Source organism: Pseudoalteromonas sp. NH0006-46 (assembly GCF_057547735.1).
The window spans coordinates 537,201-562,001 of record NZ_BAAJML010000001.1 but is presented as its reverse complement, the minus strand read 5'-3'; the positions used below and the strand labels follow the sequence as shown (position 1 = coordinate 562,001).

Annotated in this window: 17 protein-coding genes; 14 read left to right on the top strand and 3 right to left on the bottom strand. The window is 38.8% G+C overall.

All coding sequences use genetic code 11. The annotated features are described in order from the left end of the window. Positions 1 to 21: 21 nt before the first annotated feature. From AC27I2_RS02510 to pelG, 13 genes are all read left to right on the top strand, one after another. The gene (locus AC27I2_RS02510) at positions 22 to 375 is read left to right on the top strand and encodes a CidA/LrgA family protein (protein ID WP_058402998.1); all 354 of its coding nucleotides are present in this window, start codon (positions 22 to 24) and stop codon (positions 373 to 375) included. Beyond that, positions 368 to 1,087, top strand: a complete 720-nt coding sequence (locus AC27I2_RS02505; protein WP_058402999.1) for an LrgB family protein — start codon at positions 368 to 370, stop codon at positions 1,085 to 1,087. Before AC27I2_RS02510 ends, AC27I2_RS02505 begins: the two co-directional genes overlap by 8 nt. 37 nt (positions 1,088 to 1,124) lie before the next feature. After that, complete coding sequence (locus AC27I2_RS02500) at positions 1,125 to 1,955, top strand: mechanosensitive ion channel family protein (protein ID WP_487203431.1); 831 nt, start codon at positions 1,125 to 1,127, stop codon at positions 1,953 to 1,955. Positions 1,956 to 2,112: 157 nt separating this feature from the next. Then, on the top strand, positions 2,113 to 5,364 hold the full coding sequence (locus AC27I2_RS02495) for an nSTAND1 domain-containing NTPase (protein ID WP_487203430.1): 3,252 nt from the start codon (positions 2,113 to 2,115) through the stop codon (positions 5,362 to 5,364). Between the two features lie 22 nt (positions 5,365 to 5,386). Further along, complete coding sequence (locus tag AC27I2_RS02490) at positions 5,387 to 5,770, top strand: DP-EP family protein (RefSeq protein WP_058403002.1); 384 nt, start codon at positions 5,387 to 5,389, stop codon at positions 5,768 to 5,770. A gap of 240 nt (positions 5,771 to 6,010) precedes the next feature. Beyond that, a complete protein-coding gene (locus AC27I2_RS02485) occupies positions 6,011 to 7,000 on the top strand; it encodes a GGDEF domain-containing protein (RefSeq protein ID WP_487203429.1) in 990 nt (329 codons plus the stop codon). A 337-nt stretch (positions 7,001 to 7,337) separates the two neighbouring features. Next, positions 7,338 to 10,052 (top strand): bifunctional glycoside hydrolase/polysaccharide deacetylase family protein, encoded by a 2,715-nt coding sequence (locus tag AC27I2_RS02480; protein ID WP_487203428.1) that lies wholly within the window; start codon positions 7,338 to 7,340, stop codon positions 10,050 to 10,052. Further along, positions 10,049 to 13,330: a tetratricopeptide repeat protein gene (locus AC27I2_RS02475; RefSeq protein WP_487203427.1), complete on the top strand. Its 3,282-nt coding sequence runs from the start codon at positions 10,049 to 10,051 to the stop codon at positions 13,328 to 13,330. The genes AC27I2_RS02480 and AC27I2_RS02475 overlap by 4 nt, the downstream gene beginning before the upstream one ends. 14 nt (positions 13,331 to 13,344) lie before the next feature. Further along, positions 13,345 to 13,860 (top strand): hypothetical protein, encoded by a 516-nt coding sequence (locus AC27I2_RS02470; RefSeq protein WP_058403005.1) that lies wholly within the window; start codon positions 13,345 to 13,347, stop codon positions 13,858 to 13,860. Beyond that, a complete protein-coding gene (locus AC27I2_RS02465; RefSeq protein ID WP_138528844.1) occupies positions 13,857 to 15,158 on the top strand; it encodes a PelD GGDEF domain-containing protein in 1,302 nt (433 codons plus the stop codon). The genes AC27I2_RS02470 and AC27I2_RS02465 overlap by 4 nt, the downstream gene beginning before the upstream one ends. After that, the gene (locus tag AC27I2_RS02460; RefSeq protein WP_058403007.1) at positions 15,151 to 16,134 is read left to right on the top strand and encodes a tetratricopeptide repeat protein; all 984 of its coding nucleotides are present in this window, start codon (positions 15,151 to 15,153) and stop codon (positions 16,132 to 16,134) included. Before AC27I2_RS02465 ends, AC27I2_RS02460 begins: the two co-directional genes overlap by 8 nt. Beyond that, on the top strand, positions 16,127 to 17,644 hold the full coding sequence (pelF, locus tag AC27I2_RS02455) for a GT4 family glycosyltransferase PelF (RefSeq protein ID WP_487203426.1): 1,518 nt from the start codon (positions 16,127 to 16,129) through the stop codon (positions 17,642 to 17,644). Before AC27I2_RS02460 ends, pelF begins: the two co-directional genes overlap by 8 nt. Continuing rightward, positions 17,632 to 18,996, top strand: coding sequence for an exopolysaccharide Pel transporter PelG (pelG, locus tag AC27I2_RS02450; protein ID WP_487203425.1), 1,365 nt, complete (start codon positions 17,632 to 17,634; stop codon positions 18,994 to 18,996). Before pelF ends, pelG begins: the two co-directional genes overlap by 13 nt. Before the next feature lie 58 nt (positions 18,997 to 19,054). On the opposite strand, the gene AC27I2_RS02445 is transcribed toward pelG, so the two are convergent. The 3 genes from AC27I2_RS02445 to AC27I2_RS02435 all read right to left on the bottom strand — a co-directional run bounded on the left by AC27I2_RS02445 (position 19,055) and on the right by AC27I2_RS02435 (position 22,576). Next, entirely contained in the window at positions 19,055 to 20,053 is a 999-nt protein-coding gene (locus AC27I2_RS02445) for a D-Ala-D-Ala carboxypeptidase family metallohydrolase (protein ID WP_487203424.1), read from the bottom strand. A gap of 11 nt (positions 20,054 to 20,064) precedes the next feature. Then, positions 20,065 to 21,321 carry a L,D-transpeptidase family protein gene (locus AC27I2_RS02440; RefSeq protein ID WP_487203423.1) on the bottom strand — a complete coding sequence of 419 codons (1,257 nt, stop codon included), beginning with the start codon at positions 21,319 to 21,321 and terminating at the stop codon, positions 20,065 to 20,067. Between the two features lie 277 nt (positions 21,322 to 21,598). After that, a complete protein-coding gene (locus tag AC27I2_RS02435) occupies positions 21,599 to 22,576 on the bottom strand; it encodes a DNA topoisomerase IB (RefSeq protein ID WP_487203422.1) in 978 nt (325 codons plus the stop codon). A gap of 187 nt (positions 22,577 to 22,763) precedes the next feature. Here AC27I2_RS02435 and AC27I2_RS02430 point away from each other — a divergent pair, with 187 nt between their 5' ends. Continuing rightward, positions 22,764 to 24,650 (top strand): hypothetical protein, encoded by a 1,887-nt coding sequence (locus AC27I2_RS02430; RefSeq protein ID WP_058403012.1) that lies wholly within the window; start codon positions 22,764 to 22,766, stop codon positions 24,648 to 24,650. Positions 24,651 to 24,801 lie beyond the last annotated feature (151 nt).

Genomic DNA, 24,801 nt, shown 5'->3' with positions numbered 1-24,801 from the left:
CTATAAAATTGAGTAATAATGATGAAATACCTGTTAAGTAGCGCAATCATTTTGCTGTGTTTAGCCTGTGCTAAACTTATTATGCATTTTACAGGAGGCAGCTTCCCTGCCCCTTTACTCGCTATGGTTATTTTATTAGTGTTACTGCTAGCAGGTATAGTAAAAGAGGAACATTTAAAACCCTGCGCCTCTCCAATTTTAAATGTGATGCCTATTTTTTTTATTCCCGCTGGCGTTGGCTTTATTGAACATCTAAACCTTATAAAATCTAACTGGCCTTTTTTAATGTCTGTTATTTTTATTGTGCCAGCAAGTACATTATTGTTAGTTAGCTCAGTAATGGTTTTTTTCAAAAGTAGAAAAAACAATGACTGAATTAAAACCTGACCTTTGGTGGTTGTGTGTGCCTATCATTATTGCTTTGTTTTTACTGCTTAGGGCGTTTAATACACGCATGGAAAACAGTGCTTTAAGGTCAATTACAAACCCTGTTTTTTTAAGTATTGCCGTTATTGCTTTGCTATTGATTAACTTTAACCTACCTTATTCTGAATTTGCCCATCATAGCCAACTGCTAAGCTGGCTTTTAGAACCCGCCATAGTGGCTTTAGCACTGCCTTTATATCAGCAATTTATTCATGTTCGTAAAAATCTATTACTCATATTAGGCACTTGCAGTTTAGGTATAGTAAATGCCACCTTTGTGGCTTTTTTATTAAGTGTATTTTTTAAGGTCCCTTCAGAGCTTAGTGCCTCAGTAGCAGCGCTTAGCGTTACCACGCCTATTTCGTTAATTGTTACGGATTCACTGGGAGGGATCAGCTCTTTAGCCGCCGCTATGGTTATTTTTATTGGCTTACTAGGGGCATTATTTGGTTTCATGCTGTTTAGACTGGTAAAAATAGGCAGTCATGAATCCCAAGGTGTTGCAATGGGTACGGCCTGTCACGCTATTGGTACAGCAGCGGCGCTTGCTGAACACGCTAAAGTAGGCGCATTTTCATCGGTCGCTATGGCACTCAGTGCGTTATTAACTGCCATAATAGTCCCACTTCTCTATCCTTTTTTAGTAAACAGTTTGCTATAGTTTACAAAAATTTAATTACACGAGCTAAAAGCCCATAATGATCAGTTCTGAAATCGAACAATTTGAAAAATATTACACCATGCTCACTGAGTATTTAGTTACCTACAGCATGCAAATTGTAGGAGCTGTTTTTATATTGTTGGTAGGCCTGTGGGTAGCACAAAAGCTATCTAAAATAGTCGCCAACATAATGACACGCCACAATATAGACATAACACTAACAAACTTTGTCAGCAGCGTTGTAAAAGTACTGCTTATTGTGATGGTAATTGTTATTGTGCTCGGCAAAATAGGCATTAGTGTAACGCCATTTGTTGCCGCCATTGGTGCTGCCTCTTTGGGCGCGGGCTTAGCACTACAAGGCATGCTATCAAACTACGGGGCTGGCCTTGCAATTATAGCCACTCGCCCATTTGTGGTTAGTGACACCATTGAAGTAAAAGGCGTCAGCGGGCAAGTAAAAACAATAGAGCTTGGTTACACCATACTCATCAACGAAGAGAAAGTTGAAATAACAATCCCAAACAAACACATTGTGGGTGAAATTATTCATAACTCATTTAGTTATTCTTTAGTAAAAGGTGAGATTGATATTGCCTATAGCGCCTGTTCAAATACCGCTATTAGCCTAATAGAAGGTGTTTTAAATGCACACGAAGGCGTTGCTAAAAACCCCACATCGCAAATAGGTATTGAGCAATTTGCCGATAGCGGCGTTACCATTAGTTACCGATACTGGGTACCTACTACGAAAATTATAGAAACAAAGTTAGCTATAAACGGCGGTGTATACAAAGCCATTAACGACGCTAATATCGAAATACCTTTCCCGCAACGTGTTGTTACTATAAATAAAAACGACTCATAACTTTAAATATAACGCTGGTCTAGCCAAGGGCTGGCGTTAAAATAACTCAACACCACTGACTAAAAGTCATATTGGTTTGTTATTTTTTCTGTACTATTAAGTTACAGCTTAAAAAGCCGATACATTTTTAGAACCACAAAAACAATAATGAGTCACTATGAACCTCAGCCCATTTTATTTAGGCGATTGGCAGGTAAGCCCCCTATCAAACAGCATTCAACATGCTGGTAAAAACAAGCAGCTAGAACCAAAAGCCATGGATGTTTTAATCTATTTATGCTTAAAAAAAGGGGAGCTTGTTAGCAGTGACGAACTACTTAACCACTGTTGGAAAAATATTGAAGTAGGCGATAACCCGCTACATAAAATAATTACACAGTTGCGCAAAGCTCTTGGCGATAAAGCAAGTGCACCACAATACATAGAAACAATAAGAAAACGTGGCTACCGTATTATTGCAAAGTTAGACTTTCCTTTAAGTGAAGAAGCCCCCAAAGTAACAAGCTGGCAAGGTGGATCGCCCTTCTTAGGATTAAGCGCTTATAATACAACCGATAACCACCTGTTTTTTGGCCGAAATCAGGCTATTGCCACTTTATTGGAAAGAGTGGCTAGCCAAGTGCATTTTGGTCGCGCTTTTTGCTTAATTTTAGGCCCAAGTGGTACAGGTAAATCATCCTTAGTGAACGCGGGCATTTTGCCTAAATTGCTTGATAAACGCGGCTACAATGGGATTGGTGTGGTTTCGTATACTCAACTAGATTTCGCAGATATTGACCACAGTCGGCTTTATTTAGATTTAGCGTCAGCCATGCTTGATTGGGATATAAATAACCTGCCTGTCTTTGATGGTTTGAGTGCCGAAACACTTGCCCAGCAATTAACGCAGAACACCAATAATGTTATCCATACTTTAACTAATGCACTAAATCAATCAGTACCAACACTTAACAAACCGCAATTATTTTTGTTCATAGATCGCTTAGAAGTACTTCTTTCATCACCTTTGTTTGATGATGAAACACGTAGCCAATTTTTATCAGTTATTGAGCGCTTAGCAACGTCTAAAGCGGTGATTGTATTTAGTGCGTGCAGAAACGATTTTTACCCTTTAGTGGTTGAGCAACCAAGTCTTATGGTGGGCAAGGCTCATGGCGCGCATTACGATTTAACCCCGCCAAATCGCCATGAACTACAACAAATTATTCGCTTGCCAGCGTTAACCGCTAATTTAACGTTTTCACATGACCCGCAAACCCAAACACCTCTTGATGAAATACTTTGCGCCGATACCGCCAATAATCCAGATGCACTGCCCATGCTGCAATACACACTGCAAGAGCTGTATTTACAGCGCAGTGATAATAATGAGTTGTTACACAGTGTGTATAAAAAACTTGGCGGTATTGAGGGCGCCATAGGCAAAAAGGCAGAAGATGTATTTATTGGCCTTAGCAACAAACAACAACTGCAACTAAAAAGCGTGTTATCACAATTAATAACGCTAAACCCTGATGGTAAAACTATTACTAGCCGCGCAGCCCGCTTGCAAGCGTTAACCAACACCAGCCAAATAGAACTTGTACAAGCCATGGTCGATAGCCGCTTATTTGTATCGCACTTACAAAATGGCGAAGCCTGTTTTAGCCTTGCGCACGAAGCATTATTGCGTCAATGGCCGCGCGCAAAACAGTGGATAAGCGATCACAAAGATGCATTAGCAATAAAAAGCCGTTTACAACACCAAGCACAAAATTGGATAGATGAAGGCAAAAGTAATGCTTACCTCCTTGCGACAGGAAAACCGCTGCAAGAGGCCGTTACCTTATTAAACGACAACACATTCGAACTAGGCGATGACGAACACGCCCTTATAACCAGCTCTCTTAAGCATAGTAAGACAAAAGCCACCCTGAAACGTGGCACCGTCGCTCTGCTTTGTTTACTTACCTGTGTTGCCCTATTTATGAGTGTTACCAGCTTCCAAGCGCAGCAACTTGCACAGCAGAAACGCCATGAGGCCGAAAGCTTACTAGGGTTTATGGTAGGTGATTTTGCCGATAAATTACGCAGCGTAAAGCGTATGGACTTACTTGATGGCATTAGTAATAAAGCACTTGAGTATTTTACCAATCAAGTCGAGGAGCCAAGCTCGCTATTTAACTTTAGCAGTCAACAAGCCGAGTTTAAAAGTCGCTTTCAGTTCGCACAAACTCTGGAAGCCATGGGGGAAGTGGCCTATTCCCGCGGGAAAACCATTGAGGCCTTCACCGCCTTTGAAAACGCCCGCATTCGCCTTGAAGCATTATTAAAAATTCAGCCAAGCAACTTAGAGTTACTAGCGCTTGCCGGTGTCAATGCTTTTTGGCTCGGCCAGCTTCATTACGATAAAAGCGATTACGCAGCCACTGAGCCTTTCTTAAAAAAATATCATATCTACAGTAAAAAAATGTATTCATTAGCACCGAATGATTTTAATGCCATTATGGAGTTATCATATTCACACAATTCGCTGGGGTCTTTATATTTACAGCGATTTAACTACACTGGCGCTAAACAGCGCTTTGCAGAGTCGCTCGCCCTTAAAAATGAAGCGCTTGAGCTTAAACCCAATAATAAAAACCTATTACGCGATAAAGCCGATACTATCAGCTGGCTTGCTAAAACAGAAGAAAGATTGGGTGATTTTAACGCAGCATTAACCATGTATGCAAATGCCTCTAATGAGTTAAAAAGTTTATTAATTGAATACCCAGATGATGCAAGTTTAGCAAGCAGTTTAGCTTATACTTATATTCAACAAAGCTATCTATTAAGCTATTTATCTAATAAAAAGCTAGCCTACAAAAAAGCACAGCAAGCTACAAAAACAGTTAATAGCGCACGATTGCAAGATCCAAAAAGTAAAGAAATTCAACATTCTTATTATCGTTTTTTGGCCCACCAGTTAGTGCTTTCACCTAATAAAAAAGTTGATAAGCGAATTACCAAAATTATCAAATTTATGAAAGATCAAGGCTTTATAAATAACCTTACTGTTAATACACAATTGAGCCTTATACAGTACTTTATTGATAAACAGTCACCGCTTAAAGCACAGGAGTTATTGACGGCACTTGAAAGTGATAAAAACTATAAACAGCATAGAGGCAATCTAATAGCAAGTGGCGATAATTTAGCGCCCACACGAATAAATTTACTTAAAGCTAAGTTAACTTCAACCAGCAAGCAGCGAGAACAATTTTGCTTAAATGCGCTTCAAGCCATTGCTAAAACAGCAGAAACAAATCAAAGTGTTCGCATTACGTACCCGCTAGTACAGGCTTACACCTGCTTAAACCGAGCTAACGAAATCCCAAAAATAAAAGCAAGCCTAGTAAAGCTTGGTATTACTGACTTTAAACTATAACTATGAATACAAAGGAAATAATATGAATAGCACTCAAGAACAAATTCACTTTACAGTTAACATTGTACTGGGCAGTGACGACGAGGCTAACTTTACATACTCTATAGATGGTAAAGAAGTGACAGGCGGCGGAGTTGTAAGAACCGAAACCGCGGGCATTTATAGTTTAGATGAAGCCACACTTGCTAAAGGCTTTTTATTCACCGGCGCTACTATTACTGATGTAGATAAAGAAACGCCTTGCGCCCAAGACTTTAGCTTTAAAGTAAGCGATAACGGCCGCACAATTACTATTATCGATACCGATGAAAACCCAGGTACTGCCTGTTTAGTATTTAACGTTGAGTGCAATGGCAAAGCGTATAAAAGTGCCGATCCACAAATTGAAAATAAAGAAGAAAAGTAATTAACAACGTTTAATTACTAAATTGCACAGGGCTGGTTTATTCCTGTGCAACATTTGATACTTTAGGCACCTTCCCAACTACTCTGAAAACTAAGAAGCCAAACTATTAGCACCTAAAAAAGAAAACAAGCAAATAAAAATCAATAAGTTAAACCAGAAGGTTACCGAAAGGTTTAAAAATCATAAATTGAATAAACTGCTAGACATCAAGATTCATTAACAATAAAAATGAGCAACACCATGTCTAACAATAATGAAAATAGCAGAGCAAATAACACCGACAACGCTGTATCTGCATTAATGAGCAGCATTTCTAATACCGTTAACAATGAAAAAATAAGCGCGATTATTAATGTTACTAATGTGATGGCCGATGCTATTTTTATTGTAAATGCACACGGTGTGTTTGAATCGGTAAACCCAGTAGCTGCACGATTTTTTAATGTTCCTTCAGATATACTAATTGGTAAAAAGTGGCAGCATTTTTTACAAGAGCAATACCGTAACGATTATGAATACATGTTTGAAAGTTGGAAAAACAATTATCAAACGCCCCTTAATCATGGCCCCAAAGAAGTAAAAATAATTAAAGCCAATGGTAATTTTTTAGATGTAGAACTGTCGGTTTCGTGCATTCCACCAGCCACAACCAATAATACTCCTTTATTTATTTGCATCATGCATGACATTTCTAAACATATAAAAAAGTATAAAGTACTCGAAACACTTTCAAAGCTCGATCACCTAACGGGTATTGCAAATCGTGGCACGCTAGAAAAAACAATCCACAAAGATTGGCAAACATGCCTAATGAACAAGCAGCCATTAAGTTTTATATTGATTGATATTGATTATTTTAAACTATTTAACGATAACTTTGGGCATGTAAAAGGTGACAAGTGTTTACAAAAAGTAGCAAAAACAATTGAAGAATGCCTACCGTCAAAAGACAGCTTAGTTGCCCGATACGGTGGAGAAGAGTTTGCCGTGATATTACCACGGTCTCATATTTCGAACGCTGAAATGATAGCAAAGCGTATCCAAGATAGAATTTTAAATTTAAATTTTAGAGAAATAGGCCTACCTGACAACGTTAAAATTAGCGTTAGCCAAGGCTTAGCGTGTGAATACAATAACCAATATAGAACATCTGAAGCATTAATGTGTGCGGCCGATAGCGCTTTGTATAGAGCTAAGTCGGAAGGAAGAAACATGATTTGTATCAGGTAATGATTACTATTTAAAACAATGAACTTTATAAAAGCCATTTTATAAGTGAAGTGGCTTTTAAATTTATCCATAACCGACAATAAATATTTACATTTCTTTACAAATTCCGTTTAAAACCCAAGCCTTTATTAACGGTTTTATTTATTTAAATTCATAAACTTGCAATAATAAGACAGCCTAAATAACAAGTTAAGTTAGTATGAATTTAAAACAACATGATAGACCTTTTATTTTTGTTAACATATAATAATACTTAATAATTAATACAAAATAACTAGAATAGCCTCGGAACGCCTTCCTTTGAGCAATAGTTTAAAATTAATATAACGAATCATTAATGAAATATATTTTATGGCTTTTGCTTTTAGTATCAGCGCAGTTACTAGCAAAACCCGTTAATAACAGCATCGCATTTTACTACTCAGCCCCAATGCCCCTAGCTGAAATGACTTTTTACTCGCGCGTTGTTGTGCAACCTGAGTTAGTGACTGAGCACGAACTAAATTGGTTTAAAGAACGTAACATTTCAGTTTATGCTTATTTAAGCATTGGCGAATCATATAATGAAAGTGATTATTCACTCACCACAAACCCAAGTTGGAATAGCTATATTTCCGATTTAACTTCAACACAATGGCAACAACAATTAAATAGCTCGGCTGTTACGTTAAAAAAACGTGGCTTTAGTGGGTTGTTTTTAGACACCCTTGATAGCTATCAATTATTAGACAACGCACGCTACGATAAATCAGCGCAGCAGGCTGGATTAGTTTCAATAATAAAAGATCTTTCTTTAGTATTTAACAAGCAATTAGTGCTCAATCGTGGCTTTGAGTTACTTCCTAGCCTACAAAACCTTGCAACCGATTTAGTCGCTGAGGGGTTATTTAGCCATTTTAATCCGCTTGATAATAGCTACAAATTTACCACTGAGAGCGATCAAGCATGGTTAGCTGCCCAACTTAAAAAAGCGCAAAGTTTAGGTTTTAACGTGCAAGTTATTGATTATGCAAAACCTGATAAACGTCTTGTAATGGCTGAAAAAATTATTGCTTCAGGGTTTAATGCTTGGGTCACCGATGGGCATTTACAAACCTGGGGAACATCAGCTATTAGCCCCGTACCTAGGCGTGTGCTTATTCCGTACAATAGTGACTTAAAACCTCTTATTTATTCTACGGTTCACTTAAAGCTGGCTACTCTTATTGAATATCTAGGTTATATTCCTGACTATATTGATATGGCCAAGCGAGATCTGCCATTAGTTGACCCAAGTTTACATGCTGGAATTATTTCGTGGACCAACATGGCCGGCTTCTACTCTGCGACGGTTATAAACTGGCTTGAGAGCAACTTAGGCGTTGTGCCTCAATTAATTGTTGGTGAGCTACCACAATCAGCTAAATTATTAGCAGCATTAGGCGTGCAAACGCTGAACAGCTCCCCCCCTGGCCCTTATAAACTTAACTATTTAACACCATGGTTAGAAGGTGAGTCAGGTTCTTCGCCTGCCATTACCAAACCTTATTTATTAAAATTAGCGCCAGAAGCCACCACCCTTATTGATATAACAGCAGCTGATGGCAGCACAATTGTACAAAGTGCCAAAACCAAATATGGTGCAGTTATTGTCGCCCCATGGCTAATTGATACGCTACCAATGGAAGGCAGTAACTGGGTTGTTGACCCACTTACACTGCTTACAAAAGCAATGGGATTACCCGCTATATTAGCACCCGATACAACGACCGAAAGTGGCAGACGAATGCTTACTATGCATATAGATGGTGATGGCTTTACCAGCATTGCACACTTTGAAGGAAGTCCTTATGCCGCAGAGGTCATTCGCGATGACATTATTAAACCTTATAAACTTCCCATAACATCTTCCATTATTCAGGCTGATATTGAGCCTGGAGGAATTCATGCTAAACACAGTAATAAACTAGAAAAAATTGCGCGCAGTATTTTTGAACTTCCCTATGTAGAAGTGGCTTCGCATACTTATAGCCACCCTTACTTTTGGACCGCGCTTTCGGGCCGAAAAGAGATTGACGAAGAAGATACAGACTATGGGTTTCACCTAGATGTACCTGGCTATGACACAATTAGCTTAGAAAAAGAAATTACCGGCACCATTAATTATATTAACGAAAGGCTAGTACCTAAAGGAAAAAAAACAGTACTTATGTTGTGGTCGGGCGATGCTACACCCGGTCCAGACGCATTAAAAATAGCGCGTAATGCTGGTGTACTAAACGTAAATGGCGGCAATACTGATGTAAATAGTGATAACCCTAGCCTTTCACATATATCGCCGATTGCGCGCCCTGAGGGTGATTTACTGTATCAAATTTACGCGCCAATACTGAACGAAAATGTATACACTAATTTATGGCATGGTCCGTATTACGGATTTAAGCGACTAACAGAAACCTTTGAAATAACCGAAAAGCCATACAGGTTAAAGCCCTATACTATTTACTATCATTTTTATTCTGGCGAAGTTCCTGCAGGGCTTGACGCCCTAAAGCATAATATTGACTATGTATTACAAAGACCTAATACACCGGTGTACTTAAGCCACTATGCAAAAATTGCGAAAGACTTTTACTTTTCTGCTTTAGCTAAAAATAGTAAAGGTGACTGGTTGTTTAGTTCAAAAAACATTCGCACCCTTCGCATACCCAGCGACTTTGATATTGCAAACATATCACAAAGCGATGGGCTGCTAGGAGTAACGCAACAAGGCAACTACGTACACACTATTGAGGGTATCTCGCGTATTAGTTTTGACCACAGCCAAAAAGATAATGCCCCTTATTTAGCCTCTGCCAATGTAGTAATAGATACATGGCAAGTAAATGGCGCTGTTAGTTTTAAAGCGTGGATACCTGCAACACTTGATTTAGTGAATGCCCGCTCATGCCAATTTATATCTCACATGGGAAAAAGGTATAAAGGTATCACTCGTGGAAAAATAACCCACTTTAAACTGCCTGCAGGTGATTTTTTTGGTTATTTAAACTGCACAGGGGTTGCTAAGCAATGAATACCAAAAAGCGCCCTCATTTAGTTTCTATAAAAACAATTTTAACAATACTCGCTGTTAGCTGTTTTTCGTTGTATGCGCTATTTCCTCACACCTTATTTTTTGAAGACGATGCACTTTCACAAGACTATACGTTCGAAAAGTCATACTTACACGCTGCACTTAATACTGACCCAAACAATGAAAAACTGCGCGCTAAATTAGTTGAACTGCATATTGCATTGAGTGAATATTCAAACGCAACTAATGAGCTAGAAAGACTAACAAAAAGTCGGCGTAAAACAGAACTTGAAATAAAGTTACTTTACTCATTATGGCTTGCAAGTGGTGCCAATGAAGATGATCGATTTGAAGAGCTTTCATTAAAGGTTAGTGCCTATAAACCATGGAACGAAGACGTTCTTAGCATCGCTAAGGCACTCGGTTTGAATGTTAAGCTTGCACATTATTATCAAACACACAAAAAGCCGTTAATTGCCGCTGATTATTGGCTAACCGCAGGCGAGCCTGCAAAAGCGCTGCTGCTTTACAAAAATAACATGAGCGAAACAATAGCTGAAAAAGCCATTGAAACCGCTCTCGGGGCAAACGAAGCGGTGCAAGCTTATGCGTGGTGGAAGCAATATGGGGATCAATCAAACATAAAGCGCACACTTTATCTCGCTGACTTAGCAGGCAATAAAGAAGATGCAATTATTGCAGCTACAAAACTGCTGCGCGAAGAACCTAACAATATTAAATACTTAACACAGTCAATGCAGCTTCACTTAGCTAATGGCGATGCTAATGGCGCTGAAATATTGCTTTCAAAACTACTAAAACAAAAGCCTAACGATAAAGAGCTTCATTTACTTAACTGGAAAGTAAAGCGCTGGCTTAATAAGCCAAAAGAAGCACTTAAAGAATTTAAATGGTTAATGATAAATAAAGCTGTTACCGCATCAATGCTTACAGACAGTATTAACGATGCAACGGCTTTATACTTGTACCAAGACGCTAACGACATTTACGCTTATAAAGCTAAAAATAGGCAACTAAAAGGCAATGGCTTTACTAAATGGATGCAAACTAACGAATTTATTGGCGATGCCAAACAAGAGCTCAGACACATAGAGCGTTTTGAAAGCATAAACGGTAAAAGCGTATTATCGCAATATTGGAAAGCAAAAGTATTACATGACACAGGCAACTTAAACGGTTTACGTAATTTGCGGCCTATTTATCAGGGTCCCAAAAACGAAGAAGATTTAATGTGGCTAGCTCGCGCGTTTTGGTTAAAAAACGACTTTAACACAGCACTAACTATTTTAAAGCAAAAGCAGCAAAGTACCGATGACGAGTTTTGGAGTGCCCGCGTTGACATGGCGCTCAGGGTAAAAAATAAAAAAGAACAGCTTCATGCCCTTGAGCAACTCAAAGCACTGGGTAAATTAGGCGCAGGCGATTTATTGCAGTACCAGCAACTTAGATTTGAAGGCAACCCACATGAATTATTGACGTATTTGTGGCAGCAACCTTCACTGAGCGAAAGTCAGCTAATTGACATTGCTAACTTAAGTACGCAAATAAACGATTCAAACGCCGTTGAACGAATCCACAACGAACTAAACAAGCAACGCTACAACAAGGCACTCTACCCTGCTTGGTTAATTATTTCTAACTGGTATGAAAATCAAAGCGATTTGAATTCAGCTTATACAACACTTAACCGCGCCGCAAAACTGAGCGAATACAGCCCCGATGTGGTGCTTGCACAAGGCTGGTTAGCACTGCAAATGCATGACAGCATTATGATTTCACGTATTTTAAATAACTATGCGGACAACAACCCAACGTATGCGTGGGGTCAGCTTTTGGCGAGTTTATCAATTTATGAAAAGTCATATAACAGTGCTTATTTTTACCTACGAAAACTAGCGATAGCTGAGCCCAGTGACTTAACCACATTAGTAAATTTAGCCGATGTAATGAGACAACTTGGCTATTACGCTAACGCCACAGAGCTTAATCATTATCTTCTTCAGCATTTACCGAAAGATAAATACGCATACCGAGGACTTATGTTTCGCTGGGCTGGCGCTATGGCTATGCCTCATTTAATGCAGCTAAACACACTCGATGAGTTAGCCCCTGAAACCATAGGCACAGCACAAGCAAATTGGTGGTTATCGCGCCGTGCGGCGCAAAAACTTGAGCCTTGGCAAACACTCCAGTTGTACATGACCCAAGGTGAATTTATTAAAATTAAACAATTAGTTGACACAAATACGCTTAGCGAAAACGATCAATTAAGCGCGCTTTTATACCTAAATCAACCTTATGCAACTATGCAACGTTGGTATGAAGAGCTAATTAACGAACCAAACGAAGCTCAACTAGGCTTTTTAAGAAACACGCGAACAGCTTATTTTCGCGCACTTGAAGTAAACCTATCACCGCAAGCTGGGCTCAATAGTACGCAATACGACATAAATGTGTATTTCCCTTATGCAAAAGGCCAGTGGAAACTTAGCCTTAGCGATCAGCAAAACCTTGGGAATAACGGACTGCTATTCGCAATAGAAAATACCATGACGTTTGGCAGGTGGGCTTTAAATGCAAAAGTTGATACGCATCAGGGCGATATTGTTAGCCGACAAGGCTTGAGTTTAGATTCTCGTTATCAGTGGGATGCGCGTACTCAAGTTGGCGTAAACTTGCACTACAACGCCGAAAACCGCCAATCTGAAGTGTTACTCAGCTATGCGCAACTTAATAAAGCCACGGCTTATATAAATTATAATATTGATAACAGACAAAGCGTGCAGCTATCAGCAGCTGCTATGTCGTTCACGCGTAGAGACAACAACAGCACACTCGTTAATGGACAAGAGTATAACGCACGCTACCAATACAGTATTTTAAAAGATCGCCCTATTTGGAACGCCTACTTTAGTGCGCAATGGCAAGACTTTGAACGAGTAAATACTGCGATTAATACAGACAGAAGACCCAGACGAATAGTTATTGAGCCGTTTAGGCGCTTTGCCCTAGGTACTTCATTTGCATCAACAGGCTCATTAACGCCCCCATACTTGGGTGCCAGCCCGTCTTGGCTATTTGACATAAGTACAGGCTATCAAACACTTAACGATACAATAGATGTGTCTGTTTCCAGTGGCGCCGGGTGGTCTGTCCTTGGTGATGATTTATTTAAATTACAGCTCGGTTACCAAAGTAGCAATAAAGTCGGTAACTCAGATACACAGTTACAATTAGGATATTACATACATTTTTAATGTTAGGAGAGAATATGTTTCGCTTAGTTTTACTTAGTTTAGTTTTGCTCTTATCAGCTTGTACAACAAGCCGAATTGCTGATGACATCGAAATTAGCCCATCAACAACCGTGGCTTTATTACCGCTTGTTAATCATGCACAAACACCACTGGCAGGTGAACGCGCTGAAGATATTTTAGCGAGTATTTGGCAACAAAATAAGCTACCTAAGTTACTTCGTGCGCCAAGAAATAGCAGTAAAGACCTCCCACCTTTAGACGATCAATACCGTTTAAACAATGCAATGCAATGGCTCAATACTCAACAAGCTGACTATGTACTTAGTGGCAGTATTGAAGAATGGCGTTATAAAGCAGGTCTTGATGGAGAGCCTGTGGTTGCACTTACTTTATCGCTTACAAAAAACGGGGAAACAACACCAATTTGGACCGGCACCATTGCAAAGAGCGGTTGGGGACGCGATAGCATTGCAGCAACGGCGCAAGATGTCATTGCCGATTTAGTGTCTTACATTGAGGTTAGTGAGTGAAAACACATTTCTTACGCCCAAGAGACGTTCCTGAGCTACAGATATGGGCTGAGGTATGTTTTTTTACCGCTTTAGCTTTAGGGCTGCCTGTTCTATTTAACGCTGAGGATCCCTATTGGACGCAAGGAGGGTTTTCTTGGCCGGTATTAGGACCGCTACTTGTGGCTCTTCGCTATGGGTTCTCAAAAGGTTTTATTAGTATTTTAACCTTACTCGTAGGGCAATTATTGCTAATACAAAGCACTATATTAGACCCTCAAAGTGAGTTTAATATTAACGCTATGATTGGCTACATTATTGTGGTTATGGTGGCAGGTGAATTTAGAGATGTATGGGAGCGCACTAATCAACAGCAAAGTATTCAACTTGCATATGTATCTGATCGACTTGAAAAATTTACGCGCCAATATCATTTAATTAGCTCATCACATGACCGCATTGAACAAATGCTTGCTGGACATACGCTTAGTTTACGTGAGTCATTACAAGCCGTACGCGAATCAATTGGAAAGTTAAAAGAAAGGCGCTTAGACAGTGCCGCAGAGGTTATTTTAAATTTATTTATAGAATATGGTTCGATTGAAAAAGCAGGCTTGTATAAAGTAGAAAACAATAAAATACGAGAGCCTGCACTAGCTTCTATAGGTAAAATGAGCGAGCCATCTAATTCAGACCCGTTAATAGCTGCCATGTTTGACGAAAAAGAACTGGTGTCACTTAAAAACCCAAAAGCTTCATCGGGTGATAGCAAGTATCATATTGCCATTCCATTGATTGATGTTAACGACACAATTTATGGGGCTATTTTAGTTGAAAAAGTGAAGTTTTTTGCTCTCAAAGAAAACACCCTTACTTTACTTGCAGTCATGGCCGGACACATTGGTGATTTATTGCGTCACGAAATCACTAACCCAATAATGACACGTGAAGAGTCGCCCTACTTTAAGCGCCAAGTTAAACACGCAAACAAGGAAGCAAAGCGTTATAAAATACCTTCATACTTTTTAAAGGTAAACGCGCTAAGTATTAACGATGAATCTCGAAGGCTAATGGAGTATTTAACCGAAGCTCGCCGAGGGTTAGACATTTATTTATACGATAATGAAAAACAAGTTTTATTAATCCTGATGCCGCTTGCCGATGAACTTGAAAAAGACGGTTTTGTAATGCGAATGAACAGCTGGTGTAAAGAGCGTACCGGTAAAACCTTAACAGAACTCGATATTATTATTGAGAAAGAAGTCGCATTTCCGGTCAATAAGGATGAATTATCTAAACTGGTAACCCTGCATGATTAAAGTAGTGATAGCCGCCTTAGTTGCATTTTTATGTGAATATTTTGCACTGCGAGAGATTCTAGACACACCAAACTGGCTTATTGTTATTTTACTGCATTGTATTGCAAGCATACTTTTTACCTTTGTAAGCTACGTTTTTATTCCTAAAAAATATAAAACAACGCTTATAAATGGCTCGCTATTATTCTTCTTGTTACTGTTTAGCCTACCTGTTTTTGGTCTTTTAGGTGTCGTGCTGGCGCTTACGTTCGCGCTATGTAAGCCACTTAAAAATGACGATACTGAAATAATAGAACATGAAATTCCAGAGCTCCCCTTTGAAGTTCGCGATATTTCAATAAACCCTACTTATTCAATTGGTGGCGTAAAAGCTATTTTAAAGTATGCAACAGAGCCCAATAAACGCTTAACCGCGGTAATGGCTGCTCGGCACATGCGCGACAGCCAAGCAATCCCAATTTTAAAACTAGCCCTCAAAGATTTAGAAGACGATATACGCTTACTGGCTTACTCAACACTTGACGCTAAAGAAACAAAATTAAACGAAAAAATTAGTGTTTATCAGCAACAAATAGCCAGCACCACAAAACAACCTGAGCTGAGTAATTTACAGCAACAATTAGCCCAAGTGTATTGGGAGCTTAGTTATTTAGGGCTTGCACAAGGCGCTCTAAAAACATATGTATTAGAAAAAGCTGAAGCGCTCAGTTTACAAAGTATTGAGTACGCGCAAAAACCAGCTAATTATGTATTTTTAGGGCGTGTTTATTTAGCGCTGGGTCATTACGAACGTGCGCTTGATTTTCTTGTACAAGCAACTGAATTAGGTATGGCGCGTCGCCATGTTTTACCCTACAAAGCCGAAGTTGCCTTTTGTATGAGTAAATATGATGACTGTAAACGCTACTTAAGTGAGCTACCTGAACAACCTAAAGGAAGCGAGCTTCGCCAATTACAGGAGTATTGGAATGCCTAAACCCAATGCTGATATATTATTATTGTTAGAAGGTACTTATCCCTATGTGCGTGGGGGCGTATCAAGTTGGGTTCATCAAATTATTGAAGGGCTACCTCATTATAACTTTGAGCTTATTTTTTTAGGCGGTGCTTCTGAGCATTATGGCGACATTAAATATACACTTCCAAAAAATGTCACAAAATTGCATGTTCACTATTTAGTAGAGCAAAATAATACTGATATAAAAGCAAAGCACGGCGTTAAATATAAAAAAGAGTTATTTGAATTTTGGCAGCAACTACAACGTTACTTTAGAGACTCAAAAGAGCCTATTCCTACTGAATTACTTAAATTTGCATTTGAACAACTTGGGCAAAAAAACGGCATAAACGAGGCTGATTTTTTATATAGTGAGTCATCTTGGCAAGTATTAGCAGATTACTATTTAACATTTTGCGACGAATCATCTTTTATTGATTTTTTTTGGTCGTATCGTAACTTGTATAAACCTTTGTTTAAAATTGCAGATATTGCCCGCCAATTACCAAAAGTTAAACTCATACACTCTATTTCGACAGGTTATGCCGGTTTTTTAGGTGCTGGTGCAAGTGTAATTAATAACACGCCTTACCTCTTAACTGAGCATGGTATTTATACAAAAGAGCGAAAAATAGACTTAATTCAAGCCGATTGGATAAAAGAGTCTGAAGCAATTTTAGGTAAAAATTTAAATACCGAAATGGGCTTTATTCGCCGAATGTGGATCACTTTCTTTGAACAAGTAGGCCGCACAAGTTATCACCAAGCCGATAAAATCATTTCACTTTACGAAGGCAATAGGCAACGCCAAATTAAAGATGGAGCCTGTGAGGAGCGTGCGTTAGTCGTACCTAACGGTATTAAAACCGCTCATTATGCTAAAGCACTAGCTGCACGTTCTAAAACTATTCCATTAACCGTCGGATTAATTGGCCGCGTAGTACCAATAAAAGATATTAAAACCTTTATTCGTGCCATCAAAGAAGTGCAATCAAGCATGCCCACAATAGAGGGGTGGATCATAGGCCCTTTTGAAGAAGACCCTAAATATTACAAGGAGTGTCAATTATTGGTGGGAAGCCTTGATTTAGAACACCATGTTAAATTTTTAGGTATGCAAAATATTGCCGAAATACTCCCTAAATTAGGCCTTGTTGCTTTAACATCTATTTCTGAAGCGCAACCCTTAGTATTACTAGAAGCAATGGCAGCAGGCGTTCCTGCACTGGCCAGTGATGTGGGTTCATGCCGAGAAATTATTGAAGGATCAACAGAGCAAGACAAAGCACTGGGTAAAGCTGGTGAAGTCGTCTCAATTGCATCTCCTAGCGAAACTGCATTACAAATAGCAAACATACTAAAGAACAATGAAAAATGGCATGAGTATCAAACCAGTGGTTTAAAACGTGTAAAAGCGTTTTATGACGAAAGCCACATGTTTGCCCGATACAACAAGCTGTATAAGGATACAATGTCATGGCCGGAATAGGTTTTGAGATTCGAAAAATTCTCAAAAAAAACACGCTTCTTTCTGTATTTAAAGCCTATAGCTACGCAGGTTTAATTGGCTCGGGCCCTTGGTTATTATCAATTATTGCACTGATGCTGATTGGTATTTTAAGCCTTGGGATTGTACTACCTAAATTACTGATTATTCAGTTTTTAACGCTTATCACTTACATGATGGCGGCCTCGTTAATATTAACTGGCGGCTTACAGCTAATGCTTACGCGGTTTGTTGCTGATTTATTTTTTACAAAAGATGATGACTCAGTATTACCCAATTTACTTGGTGCGCAACTTATTACGACGATAGGTGCATTACTGGTTGGGTTTGCTGTGTGGCCATTTTTGCCTTTACCCGTTGTAACTAAAATTATTATTTTAGGTGGTTTTGTTAGCCTATGTAATCAATGGCTAGGTGCTATATTTTTATCGGGTATGAAGGAGTACCGCCTTATATTAATTACCATGCTCAGCGGCTACGCGTTCATGGTACTACTCGCATTTTTACTACGAGATTGGCAGCTAGATGGACTATTTTTTGCTTTTTTTGCTGGTGAAGCGCTGCTGTTTTTTAGTTTTTTATTCATGATTATTCGCCGCTATCCAGGCAATAAGCTAATCAGCTTTGACTTTCTTAGTCGAAAAAAAGTCTATTACATGCTGTTTTTTTGCGGGTTATTTTACAATATTGGCGTGTGGGCTGACAAAATTTTGTTTTGGTTTTCACCAAGCACATCTATTCATATCATAGGTCCCCTGAGGGCTAGCCCAATTTACGATCTTCCCATATTTTTGGCTTATTTATCGATTATCCCCGGGATGGCTGTATTTTTAGTAAGAATGGAAACCGACTTTGTAGAGCAATATGACCGTTTTTATTCTGCAATTAGGGGGGGCTCCTCACTCGAAGAGATATACTTTTTAAAAGATAACATGATCACGACAGCGCGAGGCGGCTTGTACGACATATTTAAAATTCAAGGCATTACCGTTGCGTGTTTATTATTATGGGGCGAGCAAATCCTTACCTATATTGGCATTGATCCTAACTATAAAACACTCCTTTTTATTGATGTAGTGGGCGTAGGCGTGCAGGTAATATTTTTATCTATTCTCAATATATTGTTCTATCTTGATAAGCGCTTTACTGTGTTAGTGCTCTCGGGCCTATTTTTAGCATTAAACATTGTGCTTACGTATTTATCTATTGCACTTGGGCCACAGTTTTATGGCTACGGGTTTGCTCTCTCTACAATAATTACCTCTGTAGTTGGCTTGTTTTGGCTATCAAAGCAGTTTGAAGACCTAGAATACGAAACGTTTATGTTGCAATAAAGACACTTACACCTGATAAAAAGGCGTCAATATATTCCTTATTCATCAGGTGTAAACTTTATTTACTTACCCAGCGGGCTTTAAAGCCACGTGTATCAACATGAATAAATGCCCCTCGGTGCGCTTTAGGGCCATAAACGCCCAAACCACCTAATAAGCCTTTAAATGATTCGCGCCTGGCTAACGACTCTACAATATTTGCCATCACTTTTGCGTCTTCAATAGTATATTTGGCATCTTTATTTATATCATCCATACGGTAATTTCCATCGTTATCGATAAAAATATCCGCAGCGTCTCCAAACACATGACGGCTTAGTTTCACATTCCCAATAGCTTTATTGTAATAAGGTGTTCGGTAACCACTCATCACCACCATATTACTAACTGGAATACCTTCTAAAATTAGTTCCTTACGAATTATTTCTAGCTTAAGCAGCAGTTTGCTTTGCAAAAAGAGATACTTGGGATGATTACTTTTTTGCTTACTCACAAATTCTTTTAAAGAAAAGTGAGGCGATAATTTGGTACTTTCATTCTCAGGTGTCACTTCAACAAACCCATCAGGCACAATATAATGTTTTGAATCTTTAATTTGCGATGGCTTCGGGTAGTGCCCTATTTGGTAATATTTTAACTTACCCCCCTCTACTTTATCGGCAGGTACTTTTACAAACACATTTATGGTCATACGTTGTTTTTTATTTGGCGATTCAATTATTACCGATGTTAAACCGGGAGTATCCGGGGCCTGCCATTGCCAACGATTAGTATCAGTTAGCATGGACTTTTGATCGCTAATTAATGTGTAGGCGTCAGTTGATTGCGCATAGAGCACTTCAAATTCAACCTGCTCATTGGGCATTACAAACACCGAAAAAAGCGAGTATGGCATGACAATATCGTTAATTTTTAAACTAAATTCTGCGTCCTCAAAAGCAGGCCTGTTTTGTATATCAACAACCTGATGAGCCGTTTTATCAGGCTGAGAGGCAGATAAATGCGTACTAAGCAGAGTAGCCAACATACTGATTAATAAAAAACCGATTAATTTCATATTACCTCTCATTATTTACTTTCTAATAATGCCGCAATAACTGACTGGTTATCATTTTTAAGGCGTGCTTTTTGATCGCGATTGTAAATATCATCTCTAAAGTTAACGAGCTTATTTTCATCTACCCACGCAGTCCAATAAACTAAATGAATGGGTAATGGCTCGTCCAAATAAAATGTTTGTGTGCTGTCTTCACTGCGTGCATCGTTAACTTGTGCCAATGCATGTTCTTCACCTTGGTGTTTAATTATTTCTTGTGCAAGTGAAAAAGGGTCTTCAATTCTTATACAGCCATGCGATAGCGCACGTCTTGTTTGGCTAAAGCGCTGCTTTGCAGGTGTATCATGTACATAAATTGCCTCAGGGTTAGGGAACAAATATTTTACTTCACCAAGGGGATTTTTTTCACCCGCACGTTTCACTAAAAAATGATCAAACTGATAAGGCTTAATTGAATCCCAATCAATATTACTGGGGTTAACTGTTTGTGAGTCTATGTAGCTGTTTTTTCTGATTTCAATATTGTTTTTAACAAGGTAATCAGGATCTTCTGCTACTTTAGGAGCTATTTCTCTAGTAGCAATTGAAATAGGTATGCGCCACTCAGGGTTAACTACAAATTTTTCTATTTCGTCACTAAACGACGGTGTTTCCCAACTAGGTTTACCAACAATCACGTTGTTTTGAAGCTTTACATCGCCTACCTTTACATAACGCAGTTGATACTCAGGAATGTTTACAAACACGTAGTGCTCATCGCTCGAACCGGCAAAGTTAGTAATTCTATAAAAGTTTAACTTTAATTTATTGAGCTTTTGCTCAGCTGAAATATTAAGCTTGGCAAACGTGTTCTGGCCTACTCGCCCATCAACGTTTAAGCCATGACGATATTGAAACTGTTTTACGGCGCGCTCAATATGTTTATCAAAAAGGCATGGCGATTCATCGCATACGTTAGTGTGTAAATCTTGTTCTTGAAATAAACGCATTGCTAATAAACTCACAGCTCTACTGTTACTGCCTAGTTCTAGCAACTCGCTGGCTGGTAAAGGAATAAACCCACCACGATTCACTATTTCTTGGTACCAATTAATCGCTTTTTCAGTACGCTTTATTAATTGGGCTGAATATTGATCAAAGTAATAACTATCACTTGTTTGCGTGTAATGCTGTGAGCTGTATGTGGTCAGTGAAGTGCTGGCAAGTAAAGCATCGTCTAGATCATCACTCGCTAGTATGGGTGAAGCAAACATACTTACTAAACTCACAAGCAAAGCCCCCTTAAAAGTAGCTTTGTTTGTTTTAGTAAAACATTTTTTTATAGATAGTCCCTTCACGTTGTACCCCTCGCTAAATAGTGTTGATAAATAAATTTGTACTTGCCGTTAATTTATCAACTAAGGGTGCAACGTCAGTGCCAATAACAAAAAATACAGTAAACCGCTGATATTACTTAATTTTAAAAATAAAATTTAATTCATCTACGTTATAATACAACCTGTTTGTGTAATTAATATACTCAAGTGTGTAAAGTTGCTATCCCGATTAATCATTTAAAAATGCTAAAAAACCACGTTCGTAACGGCTTAAATATTTTGTCTTTCGAGGTAAAGTAAGTGACTCACGCCACGCATTTTGTGCTGCTTCATCTTTTTTACATAGGGTAATTAAAGCCGGATGAACGTAAGATTTGCGCGCTATTGCTGGGGTATTGCCTAATTGTTGAGACACACAATCGAGCATGCTTTTTAAGGTAAGTGCGCCTTTGGCCTTAGCGAGCTGCTTAAATGCAATTACGCTTGCTCGCCAAGTTCTAAAATGTTTTGCACTAAACTCCTCTCCCATTATTCGCTGTATGTATTGGTTTATTTCGCTCGATGTTACGTTAGTACGCTCACCTTCACTTATGTACTGAAATAAATGCTGGCCAGGCAAATCTTGTAAGTCTTTAATTACATGGCTTAGCACTCTGTCAGTAATATTAACCTCACGTTCTTTTCCCGATTTTGCCCGGTATTTTAACTGAATATTTTTACCTGTCAGTTTTGCGTGTCGTGTGCGTAACGTTGTAGCGCCAAAGCTTTTATTTTGTTTTACGTTTCGCTCATTGCCAACTCTTAGCGCTCCTAAATCCATAAGCCTAACTACCGCAGCTAATGTTCGCTCTATATTTAGCTCGCTACCTTGTAAATCTGATTCTAAACGGGCTCTCAATAAAGGAAGTTTGTGGCCAAACACACCACAAGCTTGGTATTTTTTAGCCTCTTGCTGTGCTCTAAACTCTGGGTGGTATCGGTATTGTTTTCTTCCTTTACTATCAAAACCTGTGGCTAAAATATGTCCGTTTTCTTCGGGGCAAAACCATGCACTTTTGTAAGCAGGCGGAAATGCTAAGCCATTCAAACGCTCAATAACCGCTTCATCTTTTATTAATTTGCCAATGGGATCGAAATACTGCCATTGCTTATTTTTAAGCTTTCGAGTGATACCTGGTAAATTATCATCCACATAGATTAACTTCATAAGCACTGCACTCCGATTTGATCATGACAACCATAAAAGATTTAAACTAACATATTCAAATAACCTTAAACTGAACAATATTATTGATATACAATCAAAAATTAAGCAATAATGTTTAAAGTGCATACGTTATTGTAACTCTGCTGATATTCCCTTTTTAGGGTATGCTATTTATAAGGAGCATTTAATGGCTTTTGATTACGGATCAATCGATCTTGGACTAAAGAACCCTTTTAAACTGGAGGGAAAAGTAAAGGCCGTAAGAGGACTTATTGAGTCTATTGTTGGTGTCGGCCTTTTGGTCACCGCATCTGGCTCAGTAAAAGAAGATGCAACCGCAGGTTGGATTTTAATGATATTTGGCATGCTGATACTCGCACTCGGTATTCGTACCTTATCGGGCGGCATTTACGCCACACTTAAGTACTTTGTAGGCAGGAACCACCCTACATCGCTGGCATTTAACTTTAGTAAATCACAAACATCGACTGCACAAGAAGAAAAAAACGAAGTAGCCTACACGGCACAAACACTAGAAGAAATGCTTGTTGGGCGCAAAAACAGTACCTTCAAAGAGCCAAATGGCTTTTTATCTCGCTTACTGCACAGCTTAATACCAAAACTATTATTTTTGCCCTATCCAATACGTAATGTTGCACAACGTTTATTTGGCTCATGGGTTAGTACGCTGGTTGCACTTATTGCTTATGCATTAGTTGCGTTTGTGTCATTATCAGGCTTTACAGGCGAAGCAGGAGAACTCGCTTTTCCAATATATAGCGCTATTTTGATGTTTTATGTGCTGTTTTCTTGGCGTTCGTCTGGCAAACCTATTTCTCGTAATGCAGAAAAAAACATTGAAGCATTGGGCACGGGTGCGCTTGCTAAGATCATTTCTTTATCGTTTATATTACCCATTGCTATAGGCCTTTCTATGTCGTGGCTAATGCAGGAGCAACGCATTAGTAAACAACAAATAGACAACTGGCTAGAACAATTACCCAGCCTCAATGCAGGGCTGTATTTAACAGCCATTATTATACTAGCCGCACTGAGTTGTGCTCTTGTATTTGTAATGATTAAAGCACGTTTAAACGTAGTGACCCCCAGTGCAGAAGTATCAGAACTTCGAGAAAACTGGCAAGAGTCTGTTCACCCTGACGAAATTTTTATAAACCTTGATAATTTAGTGATGGCAAACCGTCGTTACAAAGAAGTGCCGAATAGGGTTTACCGTGAATTAGACCCTAAGCTACAAGAGCAAATTGAAGGTAAAGGCGGATTTAAAGGTGAAATGATTCAAGAAATTCAACCTAAACTGCACACTATGGATTTAGGTAGACAGTTTAGCCTTTCGCGTTTAATTGCGTTAATTAGCGGTAACTTGCTCTACATTGCAGCGCTTAGCTTTACCGTATTACTTGCTTATTCATTTATTAATATTTACCACTATATTGAAGCTGCAAATATAAACACCATTGAACAAGCGTTTAATAATCAAAATATTATAGAGTTTAGTGAGCTATTAATGGCAAGTGTTCACTTATTACTGATTGGTGTATTAATTAAAGCCTTTGCACAGCTGTTAAGTAACAGTGCCCATTTGTTTTTTGCCGAAATGCAATTTGAATCATTACTGGTGTATTTTAAATGTGAAGGCACATTTACAGAGTCCAAAATATCAACAGGTACAGGGATTCACGACAGTACACGCTCTGAAAACACCCTAGTACGCAGCAGCATAACGCCTTGGGTTATTGTTTCACGTATTGTTTCGACAACCTTTGCCGCAACAGGTATGAAAAACCTTGAACATCCTCGCCATATTATGGAAATGCACAAAGATGAAGGTCAATTACAAGCAATCAAAAAAGATGTAATCGCCTTTTTGAAAGACCGCGAATCAATTGCGTCAATAACGAGTGAACGCGATTTAGGTAATGCCTCTCAACTGCATCAGCTAAATCAACAAACTCGCGCAATGCCTATGCAACCTGCTTTAACTAAAGACGATGAAGAAGCCGCTGGCTTTTTACGCCAAGAGGACGACTTGGCATCTAAGCCAAAAACCTAGCATTTTTAAATAAGTGCCACCTGTGTATTTGGGTGGCATTTTTTATTTAGATCAATATGTCCCACCGCTATGTAACGTCTAAATTTAACTAAAAGCTTGCAATAACATGATTAATATTTGATTAGCCCACAAAGCCCTTGCTTTATGTGTT